The 15,285-nt window shown below is 70.0% G+C and carries 16 protein-coding genes; 6 read left to right on the top strand and 10 right to left on the bottom strand.

Annotated features, from left to right (window positions below):
• Window positions 1-5: 5 nt before the first annotated feature.
• The 9 genes from HC028_RS20490 to pdxH all read right to left on the bottom strand — a co-directional run bounded on the left by HC028_RS20490 (window position 6) and on the right by pdxH (window position 8,300).
• Window positions 6-482: a DUF4442 domain-containing protein gene (locus tag HC028_RS20490; RefSeq protein WP_168078997.1), complete on the bottom strand. Its 477-nt coding sequence runs from the start codon at window positions 480-482 to the stop codon at window positions 6-8.
• Between the two features lie 43 nt (window positions 483-525).
• Complete coding sequence (locus tag HC028_RS20485) at window positions 526-1,845, bottom strand: ABC transporter ATP-binding protein (protein WP_168078996.1); 1,320 nt, start codon at window positions 1,843-1,845, stop codon at window positions 526-528.
• 207 nt (window positions 1,846-2,052) lie between these two features.
• Window positions 2,053-2,895, bottom strand: a complete 843-nt coding sequence (locus HC028_RS20480) for a DUF4230 domain-containing protein (RefSeq protein WP_168078995.1) — start codon at window positions 2,893-2,895, stop codon at window positions 2,053-2,055.
• 91 nt (window positions 2,896-2,986) lie between these two features.
• Complete coding sequence (locus HC028_RS20475; protein ID WP_168078994.1) at window positions 2,987-4,162, bottom strand: acyl-CoA dehydrogenase family protein; 1,176 nt, start codon at window positions 4,160-4,162, stop codon at window positions 2,987-2,989.
• Between the two features lie 16 nt (window positions 4,163-4,178).
• Window positions 4,179-4,469, bottom strand: a complete 291-nt coding sequence (locus HC028_RS20470) for a type II toxin-antitoxin system VapB family antitoxin (protein ID WP_168078993.1) — start codon at window positions 4,467-4,469, stop codon at window positions 4,179-4,181.
• Window positions 4,470-4,566: 97 nt separating this feature from the next.
• The gene (locus tag HC028_RS20465) at window positions 4,567-5,193 is read right to left on the bottom strand and encodes a nitroreductase family protein (RefSeq protein WP_168078992.1); all 627 of its coding nucleotides are present in this window, start codon (window positions 5,191-5,193) and stop codon (window positions 4,567-4,569) included.
• Between the two features lie 48 nt (window positions 5,194-5,241).
• Window positions 5,242-6,159, bottom strand: a complete 918-nt coding sequence (locus tag HC028_RS20460; protein ID WP_168078991.1) for an aldose 1-epimerase family protein — start codon at window positions 6,157-6,159, stop codon at window positions 5,242-5,244.
• Between the two features lie 20 nt (window positions 6,160-6,179).
• Window positions 6,180-7,397 (bottom strand): MFS transporter, encoded by a 1,218-nt coding sequence (locus HC028_RS20455; RefSeq protein WP_203981356.1) that lies wholly within the window; start codon window positions 7,395-7,397, stop codon window positions 6,180-6,182.
• A gap of 234 nt (window positions 7,398-7,631) precedes the next feature.
• Window positions 7,632-8,300, bottom strand: a complete 669-nt coding sequence (gene pdxH / locus HC028_RS20450) for a pyridoxamine 5'-phosphate oxidase (protein WP_275408258.1) — start codon at window positions 8,298-8,300, stop codon at window positions 7,632-7,634.
• 156 nt (window positions 8,301-8,456) lie between these two features.
• Between pdxH and HC028_RS20445 the strand changes: the two genes are divergently transcribed.
• The 6 genes from HC028_RS20445 (at window position 8,457) to HC028_RS20420 (ending at window position 14,608) form a co-directional block, all read left to right on the top strand.
• Window positions 8,457-9,563: a citrate synthase 2 gene (locus HC028_RS20445; protein WP_168078990.1), complete on the top strand. Its 1,107-nt coding sequence runs from the start codon at window positions 8,457-8,459 to the stop codon at window positions 9,561-9,563.
• 20 nt (window positions 9,564-9,583) lie between these two features.
• On the top strand, window positions 9,584-10,297 hold the full coding sequence (locus tag HC028_RS20440) for a hypothetical protein (protein WP_168078989.1): 714 nt from the start codon (window positions 9,584-9,586) through the stop codon (window positions 10,295-10,297).
• Window positions 10,290-11,408, top strand: a complete 1,119-nt coding sequence (gene serC, locus HC028_RS20435; RefSeq protein ID WP_168078988.1) for a phosphoserine transaminase — start codon at window positions 10,290-10,292, stop codon at window positions 11,406-11,408. The genes HC028_RS20440 and serC overlap by 8 nt, the downstream gene beginning before the upstream one ends.
• A gap of 26 nt (window positions 11,409-11,434) precedes the next feature.
• Window positions 11,435-12,406 (top strand): serine hydrolase domain-containing protein, encoded by a 972-nt coding sequence (locus tag HC028_RS20430; protein WP_168078987.1) that lies wholly within the window; start codon window positions 11,435-11,437, stop codon window positions 12,404-12,406.
• Between the two features lie 115 nt (window positions 12,407-12,521).
• Window positions 12,522-13,592 carry a septation protein SepH gene (sepH, locus tag HC028_RS20425; RefSeq protein WP_168078986.1) on the top strand — a complete coding sequence of 357 codons (1,071 nt, stop codon included), beginning with the start codon at window positions 12,522-12,524 and terminating at the stop codon, window positions 13,590-13,592.
• Window positions 13,593-13,621: 29 nt separating this feature from the next.
• Entirely contained in the window at window positions 13,622-14,608 is a 987-nt protein-coding gene (locus HC028_RS20420) for an aldo/keto reductase (protein ID WP_168078985.1), read from the top strand.
• A gap of 60 nt (window positions 14,609-14,668) precedes the next feature.
• Here the strand turns inward: HC028_RS20420 and thpR are convergent, their stop codons facing one another.
• Window positions 14,669-15,262, bottom strand: coding sequence for an RNA 2',3'-cyclic phosphodiesterase (gene thpR / locus HC028_RS20415; RefSeq protein WP_168078984.1), 594 nt, complete (start codon window positions 15,260-15,262; stop codon window positions 14,669-14,671).
• Between the last annotated feature and the right edge of the window lie 23 nt (window positions 15,263-15,285).

Raw genomic sequence — 15,285 nt, 5'->3', positions numbered from 1 at the left:
GCACGCTAGGGCCGGTTCGGGCGCAGCGTCCAGAGCACCCGCATCTCGCCGGTGACCGTGCCGTCCAGCGTCGCGATCTCCACGGACACCTCGAACTCGGGGCGCCGGCCGGCGTCCAGTTCGGCGACGACGTCCGCGACCGGGCGGGCCAGCCGCGCGGTCGCGCGCACCTCGCCCAGGGCCAGTTTGCGGTACGCGATGTCGGCGCGGACGGCGAGCGGCGTGGCGCGCTCGAGCTGCGCGCCGAACGCGGCCATCACGACCGCGCCGGACGCGGTCTCCCCGAGGGTGAACATGGCGCCCGCGTGCGGGCCGCCGACGTGGTTGTGGAACTCGGCGACGTCGGGGAGCGCCACGACCACGCGGACGCCTCCGGCGTCGTCGGGCTCGACCTCCAGGTACCGGATCCCGAGGGTACGGGCGAACGGGACCGCCGCGGTCATGGTCGCCGCGAGCGTCTCCAGGTCAGGAAGAGCAGCCATGCCCGGATGCTACTTGCGAGTAGCATTACTTGCCAGTAGCTTCTCAGCGCCAGCCGACGTCGATCCGCTTCCCGCGCTCGTCGAAGAAGTGCAGCGCCTCCAGGCGCACCCGGACCGACAACGGCGCGCCATGGCTGAGCGCCGGATAGGGCGCCAACCGGACCGCCAGCTCAGCCGGGCGGCGATGGTGGCGACCGCCGTCGCCGAACACCCGCGAATCGCGCGGACCACCTCGGCGCGAGGTGACGTGGGTCGCCACGTCATCGTCGGAGCCGCCCCCGCCACCCCGGCCGGTGAAGCGGTTGACCAGGCGGCGCAGCCCTTGCTGCATGGTCGAGACCGGCGTCACCTGACCCGCCATCTCGTCCACGATCACCGCCGTGGCGCCGATGTCGAGGAACGCCAGCGTCTCGTGCCCGTGGTGCTCCAGGTAGCGAACGCGACCCTGGAGCACGTCGCCGGCGCCCGCGCTGGCCACCGGAATCAGGGCTTCGGCCCGGACCCCCACGATGATGCGCTCGCCGTGGAAGTGCGCCACATGGCGGGCCCGGACGTCGTTCCACGGCAGGTAGAGCGCCTGGTCGCCGAGGTGCAGGGCAACGTGGCGGTCGAGATTGACGTAGACCTCCGCCTCGAGCAGGTTCATCCGAGGGCTGCCGAGGAACGCGGCCACGTACAGCGTCGCCGGGCGGCCGTAGACCTGGGTGGGCGTGCCGACGTCCTGCAGTACCCCGCGCCGCAGGATCGCCACCCGGTCGGCCATGGTCAGCGCCTCGGCCTGGTCGTGGGTGACGTAGACGCAGGTGACACCCAACTCGCGAACCAGGCCGGAGATCTCGGCGCGCAGTTCGGCGCGCAGGCCACTGTCGAGGTTGGATAACGGCTCGTCCATGAGGAACAGGCCGGGTCTTCGCACGATCGCCCGCCCCATCGCCACCCGCTGGCGCTGCCCACCGGACAACTGGGCCGGCTTGCGCTCAAGGACATCGCCGATGCCGAGCGCGCTGGCTACCTGGGCGACCTGCTCCGAACGAGCGGCGGGCTCGACACCGGACAGGCGCAGCGGAAAGCCGATGTTGTCGGCGACGGTCATGTGCGGGTACAGCGCGAAGTCCTGGAAGACCATGGCAACCCCGCGCTCCCGGGGCGACATCTCGTTGGCGACCTCGCCGTCCAACAGGATGGCGCCGCTGGTGGCACCCTCCAAGCCGGCGATCATCCGGAGCAGGGTCGACTTTCCGCAGCCCGACGGTCCAAGCAGCACCATGAACTCGCCGGGCGAAACGTCGAAATTGACGTTGTCAACCGCGACTGTGCCGTCCGGGAAGACCTTCGTTACATCCTTGAGCGCGACGGCAGTCACCGTCACCCCTCCGCCCCACGGTCGCGTCGAACAGGGTTACTCCACGAACTTGGGTACTGACTGTGACCAATTAGTTCGCCCCCGCCTATCGGCTAAACGTCCCATGTGCAAGTGGTGACGGAAGGGCTACCGGATGATGACAATTAATATTGACGTCAGACCGAATATAGACCGACGACAATAAAAAGACACGCCCCGCGACAGCGCCTACGGCGCTGCGTAATTGATCTTTATCGAGGTGTACCCGAGCGACCGCAGCATCCCCTCCAGCATCCGGCGCGTGTTGTCCTCGGCCCGCTGCTGCAGCTCACTGCTTTTCGCGGCCTCCGCGATCTTCTGCTCCCCCAGCTGGTAGAGGCGCTGCAACCGGTTCGGGTCGCTCGCGAACACCTCGCCGAGGCGGTTGAGCATTCCTCGCTGCTGCGCGAAGACGTAACTTTTGTCGTGGTTGATGCTTGGCTTGTTCAGCTGGGGCGCCGGCAGCTTGATCTCGACGGTCTTGTGGTCGGGCGACTCGGTGATCGCACCCGCACCGATCGCGCTCAAATCGACGTACGCGTCGACCGTTCCCGCAGCCACGAACAGCGTCCGATCATTGAGCAGAAAGTCCGGGACGTACTTTTGGTCGTTCTGCACATCGACGATCACCTGGAAGTTCCCCTCGGCGGCGACGAACCGGTTCATGTCCTGAATGGACTTGAGCAGAGCCGGCTGGCTGCGGTCCGTACTCCGGCCACCGAACGGGTTTTTCAGGTGCGGCAGGATCCCGGCGGCGGTCATGCCCAGGACGATCGCGACGACCAGAGCCGCCGTCGCGGTCAGGAAGAACAGCCCACGAAGGACCCCGCCGCCGGTGCGTACGACGATGGGCCCCTGGGCTGGCGCGGCAGCCGGCGAGCCGGCGTCATCGACATCCGGATCCGGTCGCCCCGGCCAGCCGGTACCGGATTCATGGGAGGAGTATTCAGCGGTCGGGTGCGGATCGCCGGGTGACGCCGAGGCGGGCGCCCGGCCCGGCTCGAAGCGCGTGGTTTCGTCGTTCTGGCCCATGGATGCGCTCCCTCGTCCGTGAGACTGCCCATCGTGGAGATACCCAGAGTGAATGATCCCTACAACTACGGGCGTATCGACGCCCGACAGTTCACGAGGCGAACGCGGACAAACCGGTGAGCTGCTGACCCACGACAAGCTGGTGGATCTCCGAGGTCCCCTCGTACGTCAGCACCGTCTCCAGGTTGGCGGCGTGCCGCATCACCGGGTACTCCGCGCTGATGCCGTTGGCGCCCAGGATCGTCCGGCACTGCCGGGCGATGGCGAGCGCCTCCCGGACGTTGTTGAGCTTGCCCACGCTGACCTGTTCGGGCCGCAGGGTGCCCGCGTCCGCGCGGCGGCCCAGGTGCAGCGCCAGCAGGTACCCCTTCTGCAGCTCAAGGGCTGCGTCCGCCAACTTGGCCTGGGTGAGTTGGAACCCGGCGATCGGCCGGCCGAACTGGACCCGGGTCGTGGCGTACTCGATGGCCGTCTGGAGGCAGTCGCGGGCAGCACCCAGCGCACCCCAGACGATCCCGTACCTGGCCTCGGTCAGGCAGGACAGCGGCGCCTTGAGCCCACGCGCCTCCGGCAGCAGCGCGTCGGCGGGCAGGCGCACCCCGTCAAGGACGATCTCCCCGGTCACCGAGGCGCGCAGCGACAGCTTGTGCTTGATCGTGTTCGCGGTGACTCCGGGCTCGTTCATCGGTACGAGGAAGCCGTTGATCCCGTCATCTGTCCGCGCCCAAACGACGGCGACGTCGGCGACCGGCGCGTTCGTGATCCACATTTTGACGCCGGTGAGGATCCAGTCGTCGCCGTCGCGCCGGGCCCGGGTCTTCATCGAGGCCGGGTCGGAGCCGTGGTCGGGCTCGGTCAGCCCGAAGCATCCGATCGCGTCGCCACTTGCCATCGCCGGCAGCCACCGCTGCTTCTGATCCTCGGAGCCGTAGCGCCAGATCGCGTACATCGCCAGCGACCCCTGCACGCTGACCAGGCTACGTAGGCCGGAGTCGGCGGCCTCCAACTCCAGGCAGGCCAGCCCGTAGGCGACCGCGCTCGCCCCGGCGCAGCCGTACCCGGACAGGTGCATGCCGAGCAGGCCGACCGCCCCGAACTCCTTGGCCAGCTCCCGGACGGGGACCTCGCCCCGCTCGTACCAGTCGGCGACGTTCGGCCGGAGCTTGTCCGCGACCAGGCGGCGCACCACCTGACGGAACTGCAACTCCTCCTCGGAGTGCAGCGCGTCGACGTCGATCAGGTCCAGCGGGGATACACGATCGGCCATGCAGATCAACCTAGTGCTAGAGGATCAGAACGCGGACGTGGATCGAGGTACGTTGCTGCAGTGCGGCGCGCAGCGCACGGTGCAGGCCGTCTTCCAGGTACAGACCGCCCTGCCACTGCACCACGTGGGGGAACAGGTCGCCGTAGAACGTCGAGTCCTCGGCGAGCAGGCGGTCGAGGGCGAGCTCCCGCTTGGTCGTGATGAGCTGGTCGAGCCGGACCGGCCGCGGTGGGATCTCGGACCATTCCTTCATGGTCCTACCGTGGTCCGGGTACGGCCGCCCGTCCCGCACCGCTTTGAAGATCACGGCGGCTTACACCCCTTCCCCGCCTAGAGGACGCTGCAAGCCTACCGACAAGGCGCGACAGTTGAATTTAGCGTATATAGCGAAACAAATGTCTGATTCATGCGTGCCTATTTTCATAACCGACACCCCACCTGCCCCGGTGCGTTACCTGCGCCATCTCACGCCGACCGCGCCGCAGTGACGGAGAACGGCGATCCGCGGCGCCGTATCCGATCGTGATCGCACCGATCGGCGTATAGGCGTCCGGTACGTCGAACGCCTTCCGATAGCCGGGGATGCTCTCCGGCGGGATACCGAAAAAGCAGGCCCCGAGGCCCTCGTCGACCGCACCGAGCAGCATCAGCAGGCTCGCGAACCCGGCGTCGACGTGCCAGTACGGCACCGGCCAGCGCGACTCGCGCCGGTCGGTCCAACCCTTGTCCGGTTCGGCGTAGCGCTCCAGGTACACGTCCCGGTTGGAGTGCGGCACCACGATCAGCGGCGCCCGGCGCATCCCCTGCGACCAACCGCTCTCCGCCATACCCGCGGGCGTCGTCGCGGCCCAGAACGCCTGCCGGTCATCCGGCTCCTCCAGGACCAGGAAGCCCCACCCCTGGGAGAAGCCGGCCGAGGGCGCGTGCACCGCGTACCCGAGCAGGCGCCTCACCACCTCGGCCGGCACCGGCCGGTCGGGGTCGTAGTTGCGCACCATCCGCCGCTTGCGGACGACGTCGCCGTACTCCACGATCACGCTCCCCTCACGCCTCTGGTCGCCGAACCAGCCTTATTACTACTAAACCGCGCGCATACCCCAGCTACCCCGCCAGGTCTCACCCGGCTGGATCACGATGAGGTCCCTCCCGGAGCGGAACGCGTCGGGCGGGCAGGTCATCGGCTCGACCGCGACGGCCCGCCGGTACCGGGCCGCGGCGAGCGTGTCGCCGGTGAACACCTGCCACCAGTTGAAGGCGGAGTCGGCCCAGACCCGTACGCCCCTGCCATCGGGCGCCGTCAGGGTCACGGTCGAGCGGCCGTCGGCGTCCCGGATCAGATCGCCGTACGCGGTGTCCAGCGCGAGTCCGCCGATCGCGCGCGGCTCGGTGAAGTCGTACTCGCCGGCGACCTTCGCCGCCCCGATCGGCAACATCCGGCTGTCCACCAGGAGGCGGAGCCGCCCGGGCACCCCCAGCAGCAGCTCGTCGGCCTTCAGGCCGGGCACCTGGACGTACGGGTGGGTGGCCAGCCCGAAGGGGCAGGGCTCGGTGCCGGTGTTCGTGGCGCTGTGCTCGGCGGTCAGCCCGTCCGCATTGAGCGACCAGGTCGTCCGCAGCGCCAGCGGCCACCGGTACCCCGGCTGCGGCACCACCTCGTACTCCACGGTAATCGAGGAGTCATCGCCGCTCACCCGGCTCCAGCGCACCCAGTTGACCAGTCCGTGGATGGCGTTGTGCCGGCTCGGCTCGGTCAGCGCGAGCTGGTGTACGTCGCCGGCGAAGGAGTACCGCCCGTCCCGGATCCGGTTGGGCCACGGCGCGAGCACCTTCCCCGCGCTCGCCGGGCAGACCTCGTCCACCTCGTAGCCGAACAGCACGTCAACGCCGTTGACCTCGTACTTTCGCAGCCCCCCGCCAACTTCGACGACGACCGCCCGCTGGCCGGCCGCCTCGATCGTCCACTGTGTACCGGAAGGAGCGTGCGTCAGCGTGTCCATGACGAGACGATATCGCCCGGTTACCGAACGGTGTAGCGGCGCAGGGCGGGAAATGCGACCCCCAGGGCGATCGCGACCACAGCGGCGGCGATCCCGCCCCCCACCCAGGAGAACGTGAGCCCGAACGCGGGCGCCATCAGCCCGGCGCGCAGGTCGCCCAGGCGCGGGCCACCGGCGACCACGGCGGTGAAGACGCCCTGCATCCGGCCGCGCAGTTCATCCGGGGCGTACGTCTGCAGCATGGTCTGCCGGTACACCGCGCTGACCAGGTCGGCCGCACCGCCCAGCGCGAGCAGGAGCACGGCCAGCCACAGCGAGTGCGCAAGGCCCGCGGCCGCCACCGCCAACCCCCACACGACCACGGCCGCGATGAGGGCGACGCCCTGCCGGCGCACCCGCCCGATCCAGCCTGAGGTGAGCCCCGCGACCACGGAGCCGATGGCGATCGCCGAGAACAGCCAGCCGACCGCGCCGATACCTCCGAACCGATCGGAGGCGACCTGCGGGAACAGGGCACGCGGCAGCGCGAGGACCATCGCGGCGATGTCGATGGCGAACGACAGCAGCAGCACCGGCGTCGTGGCCAGGTAGCGCAGCCCGAACATGACGTCGCGGAGCCCGCCCGTGGTTCGCTTGGTCGTCTCCGGGCTCAGCCGGGGCAGGCGCAGGGCGGCCCAGAGAACCACCGCGAACAGCGCCGCGTCGATGCCGTACGCGGCCGCGATCGGGAAGTGGGCGAGCACCAGTCCGGCGCCGAGCGGCCCGGCCACGGTGGCGACGTTCGACATCGTGTAGTTCAGCGTGTTGCCCGCGGCGACCTCGTCGTCCGGCAGGAGCCTCGGCACGATCGCCGAGCGGGTCGGCGCGCTCACCGCGAACGCCACCGACTGCACCGCGACCAGCACCAGCAGCAGCGCCGGGCTGCGCGCCCCGAGTACGCCCTGCGCCAGCAGGCCCAGCGTGCTCACCCACATCAGCAGCGAGCTGGCCAGCAGCACGAGCCGGCGGTCGAAGGCGTCCGCGACCGCTCCACCCCAGAGCGCGAAGATTAACAACGGTACGAGGCCCGCGATGCCGAGGTACCCCACCCAGGCCGACGAGTGCGTCAGGGCGAACATCTGCACGGGTACGGCCACCGCGGTGAACTGGTAGCCGAAGAACGAGACGGCCGAACCGATGAACAGCCGCCGGTACGCGGGGTGCCGCAGCGGCCGGACGTCGATCGCGTGCCGGCTCAGCCAGCCGCCCCGCTCGCCGGATTTCTCAACGCCTCTTTGTACGCCCGCCTCGCCGGCCACAGCTTCGGGCAGCGGCTCGCCACCGCCCGCCCCGTCCACCGCCGCGGTAGGCGCGAATCGTTCCTCGCTCAGTTGTCTGCCTTTCCTCGCTGCTGCGTTCCCCCATCGTTGAGGAGGGCGCCCCGGTAGGGGTATAGGCCGGAACAGGGGCCCCTCCCCACAAATGGGGGAAGATTACGGGGCGAGTCGCTCGACCACCCAGGTGCCGTCCGTACACCGGTAGCGCAGCCGGTCGTGCAACCGGCCCTGCCGCCCCTGCCAGAACTCCACGGTTTCGGGCACCACCCGCAAGCCGCCCCAGCGGTCGGGTGGTGGGATGTCCGCATCGTCGGGCCAGCGCTGGTCCATCTCGGCCCAGGCGTCGTCGAGTACCTGGCGGGACTCGATCACCTGCGACTGGGGGCTGGCCCAGGCGCCGAGCCGGGCACCCCGGGGGCGCAGCGCGAAGTACGCCTCGGTGTCGGCCCGGTCGACCCGCTCGACCGAGCCGCACACGACGACCTGCCGGTGGATGGCGAACCAGGGGAAGACCAGGCTCGCGTACGGATTCGAGAGCGCCTCCCGACCCTTTCGCGAGTCATAGTTGGTGTACAGCGTGAAGCCCCGGGCGTCGTACGCCTTGAGCAGGACCGTCCGCGCGCTCGGCCGACCTTTTTCGTCAGCGGTGGCGAGGACCATGGCGTTGGGCTCGGGCAGCCCGGCGGTGACCGCGTCCGCCAGCCACCGCCCGAACTGAGTCAACCAGTCAGGTGCGAGATCCGCCTCGTCCAACCCCCCGCTGGCGAGGTACTCCCGCCGCATTCGCGCCAGGTCGGCTTCATTGGCAGGTGTGCTTGGAGTCACGCCACCAACCTTCCGCTATCGACCTGAAATACGTGAAGATGTGTCACGCGAAACACAACCGTGTGGACAGTTTTCCTCGCCTGACCGTTGGCGGGGCACGAAAATAAACCTGAGGGCTACCGCCCAGTAACGTCAGTGCAGACGTAGGAGAGAGACATGTCCGATTTCAAGCCTGGCCTAGAGGGCGTGATCGCCTTCGAGTCCAAGATCGCCGAGCCTGACAAGGCCGGCGGTTCGCTGCGCTACCGCGGGGTCGACATCGAGGACCTCATCGGCCAGGTCTCCTTCGGAAATGTCTGGGCGCTGCTGGTCGACGGCAAGTTCGGCCCCGGCCTGCCGCCCGCCGAGCCGTTCCCGCTGCCGGTGCACTCCGGCGACATCCGGGTGGACGTGCAGTCCGCGGTCGCGATGCTCGCTCCCTACTGGGGCCTCGGCCAGCTGCTCGACATCAGCGACGAGCGGGCCCGCGAGGACCTCGCCCGGGTCAGCGTCACGGCACTGTCGTTCGTGGCGCAGGCCGCGCGCGGTCTCGGCCTGCCGGCCGTGCCGCAGAAAGAGATCGACAAGGCCCAGACCATCGTCGAGCGCTTCATGAAGCGCTGGCGCGGTGAGCCCGACCCCCGCCACATCAAGGCGGTCGACGCGTACTTCATCTCCGCGGCCGAGCACGGCATGAACGCCTCCACGTTCACCACCCGCGTGGTCGCCTCCACCGGCGCCGACGCCGCGGCCTGCATCTCGTCAGGCATCGGCGCGCTGTCCGGCCCACTGCACGGCGGCGCGCCGTCGCGCGTGCTGAGCATGCTCGAGGAGGTCGAGCGCACCGGCGACGCCGTCGGGTACGTCAAGGGCGTGCTCGACCGCGGCGAGCGGCTGATGGGCTTCGGCCACCGGGTCTACCGGGCCGAGGACCCCCGAGCCCGCGTTCTGCGGCGCACCGCCCGCGAGCTCGGCGCGCCGCGCTTCGAGGTGGCCGAGGCCCTGGAGAAGGCGGCGCTGGAGGAGCTGCACAACCGCCGCCCGGATCGGGTCCTCGCGACCAACGTGGAGTTCTGGTCGGCCGTGGTGCTCGACTTCGCCGAGGTACCCGCACACATGTTCACCTCTATGTTCACGTGCGCCCGGGTCGCGGGCTGGAGCGCCCACGTGCTGGAACAGAAGAAGCTCAGCCGCCTGGTGCGCCCGTCGGCGAACTACGTCGGCCCCGGCCCCCGCAAGCCGCAGGACGTCGAGGGCTGGAACGAGATTCCGCACGGCGTCTGACGCCCCCGTACGCTCCAATCGTGGCCCACGACGACCCGGCGGCCGACGAGGAGCGAGGTAGCTGGCACCTGCGTAGTGCGGGTTCCTGGACCTTCGCGCTCCTGCTGTGGCTCGCCGGCCTGGGCGGCGCCGTCCTGTTCTCGCAGGACGGCGCCGAGGTCGCCTGGGCCCGCCTGAACGGCGTACCCGGCACCGTGAAGATCGAGAAGTGTGCCCATAGCAGCAGCTACGCGCTCTGCTATGGGCCCTTCGACGCTGCCGACGGCTCGGTGCGCGGGCGGCGGCTCGAACTGCGTACGCTCCATCACGACCGCCCCGGCACGACTGCGCGGACCTGGCTACCCAGCCGAACGGCTACGCACGCCTGGGCCAGTGACGTCAACCCGCTGCGCCAGTTCCTGCCCGCCGCGCCGCTCGCGCTGCTGGCCCTGATCCAGACGGTGTGGATCACGTTGAGCTGGCGGGCGTGGCGACAGCGCCGGCGGCGGCGCATCGAGGCGGCGCGGCCCCGCCCGATCGGGGTCGCCAAGGTCGCACCCGGACCTGTGACCACGCAGTTGGCCCCACCATTGATCACGTCTGGTCACCGGGGGCTTCCGCAGAGTGGGACGGGTGGGGAGGATCGACGACCGGAGAGGTGGCAGGATCTGCGGGGTACAGCAGCGTCGTCGGGCCCGTCCGTCCCGCAACAGCGGGCTCGCCGCCAACCATGGGAGACACCGGGACATGGCTGACATACGAATCCCCGACAACCTCAAACCGGCCGACGGCCGGTTTGGCTGCGGACCGAGCAAGGTCCGCGCGGAGGCGGTCGACGCGCTTGCCGCCCTCTCCCGCACGTACCTCGGCACCTCGCACCGCCAGCAGACGGTGCGTGACCAGGTCGCGCGGCTCCGTCGGGGGTTCGCCGAGCTGTTCCGCCTGCCCGAGGGGTACGAGGTGGTACTGGGCAACGGAGGCAGCACCGCGTTCTGGGAGGTCGCGACGTTTTCCCTGATCCGGGAGAAAGCCCAGTTCGCGGAGTTCGGCGAATTCGGGGCAAAGTTCGCTAAATCGGTTAAGGACGCTCCGTTCCTGGGGGAGCCGACCGTGATCAGGTCGGAAGCCGGCTCCGCACCGGCGCTCCGCGCCGAGGCCGGCGTCGACGCGTACTGCACGCCGCAGAACGAGACCTCTACCGGTGTGGCCGTACCGGTGAAGCGGGTCCCGGGCGCCGACGCGGGCGCGTTGATGCTGCACGACGCCACGTCGGCCGCCGGCGGCCTCGAGGTCGACCTCGCCGAGACCGACGTGTACTACTTCGCCCCGCAGAAGAACTTCGGCTCCGACGGCGGGCTGTGGATCGCGCTGATGTCGCCGGCCGCGCTCGCCCGCGCGACCGAGATCAAGGAGTCGGGGCGCTACATCCCCGCCTTCTTCGACCTCGTCACCGCGATCGAGAACTCCCGGCTGGAGCAGACCCTCAACACCCCCGCTCTCGCCACCGTCTTCCTCGCCGCCGAGCAGGTGGACTGGATGCTGGCCAACGGCGGGCTGTCCTGGGCGGCCAAGCGCAGCGCCGAGAGCGCGGCGATCCTGTACGGCTGGGCCGAGCGCTCCGACGTCGCCAGCCCCTTCGTGCTCGACCCGGGGCTGCGCTCCAACGTCGTCGGCACGATCGACTTCGTCGACGAGGTCGACGCGGCGGCGATCGCCAAGGCGCTGCGGGCGAACGGCATCGTCGACACCGAGCCGTACCGCAAGCTCGGGCGCAACCAGTTGCGGGTGGCCATGTTCCCGACGATCGACCCGGCCGACGTGGAGGCGCTGACCCGCTGCGTCGACTACCTGGTCGAACGGCTCTGAACGGGGTCCAACGCGCGCTGGAGCGGATGGCGGAGGCCGGGTACGGACCCGGTCTCTTCGCGCGCGTCACGCAGGACGGCGCCGAGGTGTGCACGGCTGCGGCCGGAGTGCGCGACTTCACCGACCCCAGGCCGATCGGCGTAGACGACCGGTTCCGCATCGGCAGCATCACCAAGACGTTCGTCGCGACGGTGGTGCTGCAACTGGTCGGTGAGGGGCGCATCGCGGTCGAGGATCCGGTCGGCGGCTGGCTCCCGGAGTATCCGCTGCACCCGAACCTGACCCTGGGGCACCTACTGGGGATGCGGTCGGGACTGCCCTGCTACGCCAGGGAAATGGTCGGCGACCCGCCCGACTGGAGCGTCTACGACCGCTACCACGCTCCCGAGGATCTGGTCCGCCTCGCGCTCACGCTCGACGGCCAGACCGCGCCGGGCCTCGTCCGCCGCCACTCCAGTACCGACTACCTGCTGCTCGGACTGGTCGTGGAGTGGGTCACCGGACAGCGCCTCGACGCGCAGGTCTGGCAGCGGGTCATCGCACCGCTCCGGCTCGGCGACACTTACTTCCCCACTGTCGACCCCACCCTGCGCGGCCGGCACGCCACCGGGTACGTCCGGTGGGGCGGCCCCTACGTCCCCTGCGCCGAGGTCACCCCGTCGCAGTCCTGGGCTTCTGGCGCCATGGTCTCGACGCCGGCGGACCTGGCCCGGTTCTACGATGCTCTGCTCGGCGGCGACCTGCTGCCCGCCGCCCAGTTGGCGGCGATGCGCGACGCGGTCGCGATCGACGAGCACCACGGGTACGGCTACGGTCTGTACCGGTTCCAGCTCGACGACGGCAGAACGGGTTTCGGCCATCGCGGCGCGGCTCCGGGATACAGCTCTCTGATAGTACGTATCGACGATGGTAGAACTGTCGTGCTATATCGGAACAGTTTCGACAAGGTCCTGCCATTGCCCTGGAACAACCGGGTTGTGGCGGCCGCACTGCGCTGACCTTGCATCTTTTCGAGTTACTCGGCGCGGCTAACATCTAGCGGTTAGTGTGGCGCGTACTGTTTCCTCAAACGAGCACTGCTGATTGCTGCTCACGGGTGGACGGAGGGATGGGATGCGACCGGTTCGGTTCGTCGCCCTCTCCGAGGACGGTAACGCGCTCGTACTCACCGACGAGGTCGGGCGCCTGCTGGCGCTGCCCGTCGATGACCGCCTCGCCGGGGCGCTCCGCGTGGAACGTCCGATGGGAGCGCAGGCGCCGACGAGGGTGGTCAACGACGCCGCCGTCACTTCGCCACTGTCCCCACGCGACATTCAGGCCCGCATCCGCGCCGGCGAGTCCGCCGAGGACGTGGCGCGGGTGGCCGGGGTGCCGGTCGACCGGGTGCTGCGCTACGCCGGCCCGGTGCTGCAGGAGCGGGCGATGCTCGCCCAGCATGCGCGCCGCACGAAGCTGAGGAGCTCCGACAAGGGCGCCTCGCTCGCCGACGTGGTCGACGCCCGGCTGGCGCAGCACGGCATCGACAGCGAGAAAATCTCCTGGGACGCGTACCGTCGCGACGACGGCACCTGGCGCATCCTCGCGACCTGGCCCAGCGGCAAGGCGACCGCCCAGGCGATGTGGGAGCTGGACAAACTGCGCCAGCTCGTCACCCCGCACGACGACATGGCACAGTACCTGTGCGCTGAGCGCCCCACCCAGATCCTGGGTCAGGACCCGCCGGCGCCGCAGCACGTCCCGGGCGAGCTGACCCGGGGCGGGCACGAGCCGATGCGCCCCGCCGCCGACACCGCCCGTCGCGAGTCACGCCCCGGCCGAGGCCTCGGCGGGGACCCCATCCGCACCGGTCGGGACGCGCTGCTCGCCTCGCTCGACCGGCCGCTGGAAGGTCAGAGCGGTGGCACCCGGCTCAACCCGGCCACCGCACCCGCCGCCAACGCCGGTCGCGGCCCCGCCCGCAGCGGCGCCGCAGCGCTGATCGGCTCGCCGGGCTCGGCCTTTGACGAGGAGCCCGACACGGCGCAGGCCATTCCGGAGGTGCCCTCGCTGGCCGTGCTCCGGCCGAAGCGCACCACCGCCCCGGCCGTCGGTGGCACCGAGGCGGGCGGCGACAAGCCGCGCAAGCGGCTCCCCAGCTGGGACGACGTGCTCTTCGGCGGCGCCCCCGCCCGCGAGACCTCCTGACCCACCATCCGCCCGCTTAGGGTGGGGTGATGGAGTACACGAATCTGGGGCGCACCGGACTTCTGGTGAGTCGCCTCTGTCTGGGCACCATGAACTTCGGGCCGAAGACCTCCGAGGAAGACAGCTACGCGATCATGGATCGCGCGCTCGAACGCGGGATCAACTTCTTCGACACCGCCAACGTGTACGGCTGGAAGACCGGCGAGGGCGTCACCGAGCAGATCATCGGGCGCTGGCTGGCGCAGGGCGGCGGCCGGCGCGACAAGGTCGTCCTCGCCACGAAGGTGTACGGCAAGATGGGCGACTGGCCCAACGAGCAGGGCCTGTCCGCGCGCCACATCATCCGCGCCTGCGACGAGTCGCTGCGCCGGCTGCAGACCGACTGGATCGACCTGTACCAGATGCACCACGTCTCGCGGAGCACGCCGTGGGAGGAGATCTGGCAGGCGATGGAGATCCTCGTGGCGCAGGGCAAGGTGCGCTACGTCGGCTCCTCGAACTTCGCCGGCTGGCACCTGGTCGCGGCGCAGGAGTCGGCCGCCAAGCGGCACTTCCTCGGCCTGGTGAGCGAGCAGTGCATCTACAACCTGCTCACCCGTTACGTCGAACTGGAGGTCGTGCCCGCCGCGATCGAGTACGGCATCGGCATCGTCCCCTGGTCGCCGCTGCACGGCGGGCTGCTGTCCGGCGCGCTCCGCAAGCGGCGGGAGGGCACGGGGTCGCGGTCGACCGAGGGCCGGTCGAGCCAGGACCTCGAGGCCAACCGCGAGGCCATCGAGGCGTACGAGAAGCTCGCCGCCGAACTGGGCCACGAGCCGGCCGACGTGGCGCTGGCGTGGCTGCTGTCCCGGCCGGGCGTGACCGCCCCGATCGTCGGCCCCCGTACGGTCGAGCAGTTGGACAACTCCCTGCGCGCGCTGGAGATCACGCTCGATGAGAAGACCCTCGCCCGGCTCGACGAGCTGTTCCCGCCGGTGGGCAAGGGCGGCCCGGGCCCCGAGGCCTGGGCCTGGTAGGACCTTTCCGCGATCTTGGACACTCAGGCCGCCCATAGCCGGTCCAAGTGTCCAAGATCGTTAGGTTAACGCGACCTCGTGCATCGACTCGTACGCCGGCCGCGGGCCGAGCTGGCTACGCATGAGGCGGATGTTGTCGACCGTCCACGGCGGGCTCTCGTACGCGTCCAGCGCGGCCAGGTCGGCGGTCAGCTCGTCCGGAGTGATCCGGTCACCGGGACGGGCGATCGTCACGTGCGCACGGAAGGGCTTGTTGTCGTACGGCAACCGCGCCGCGCGCAGCTCCCGGCGCAGCGCGTCGGCGACGTCACCGAGCTCGTCGACGTCGCCGCTCAGCCCCGCCCAGAGCGTGGTGAACCGGTTGCGACCGAACCTGCCGCCGCCGGCGATCCGGACAGCCGGGGCGTCGCCCGAGTCGGATTCCCGACCGGCGCGCCAGCGCTCGACTGCCCGGTCCACCACCAGCCGGACGTCGTCGACCTTCTCGTCCGGCACGTCGCCGAGGAACGCGAGCGTGACGTGCCAGTTCTCGGGCGAAGCGAGCCGCACCGACTGCCCTTGCTCGCGGGGCTGGCCGACGACGAGGTCACGTACCACGTCCTCGAAGTCGCCACGCACATCCGCCGGTGGGTACGCGGCGACGAACAGCCTCACGGTAGCTCCTGCGGCCGTCGCGG

This window comes from Planosporangium flavigriseum (genome assembly GCF_011947225.1).
Taxonomy (GTDB): Bacteria; Actinomycetota; Actinomycetes; order Mycobacteriales; family Micromonosporaceae; genus Planosporangium; species Planosporangium flavigriseum.
The sequence above is the reverse complement of the archived record's forward strand: the minus strand, read 5'-3'. Positions and strand labels throughout refer to the sequence as shown.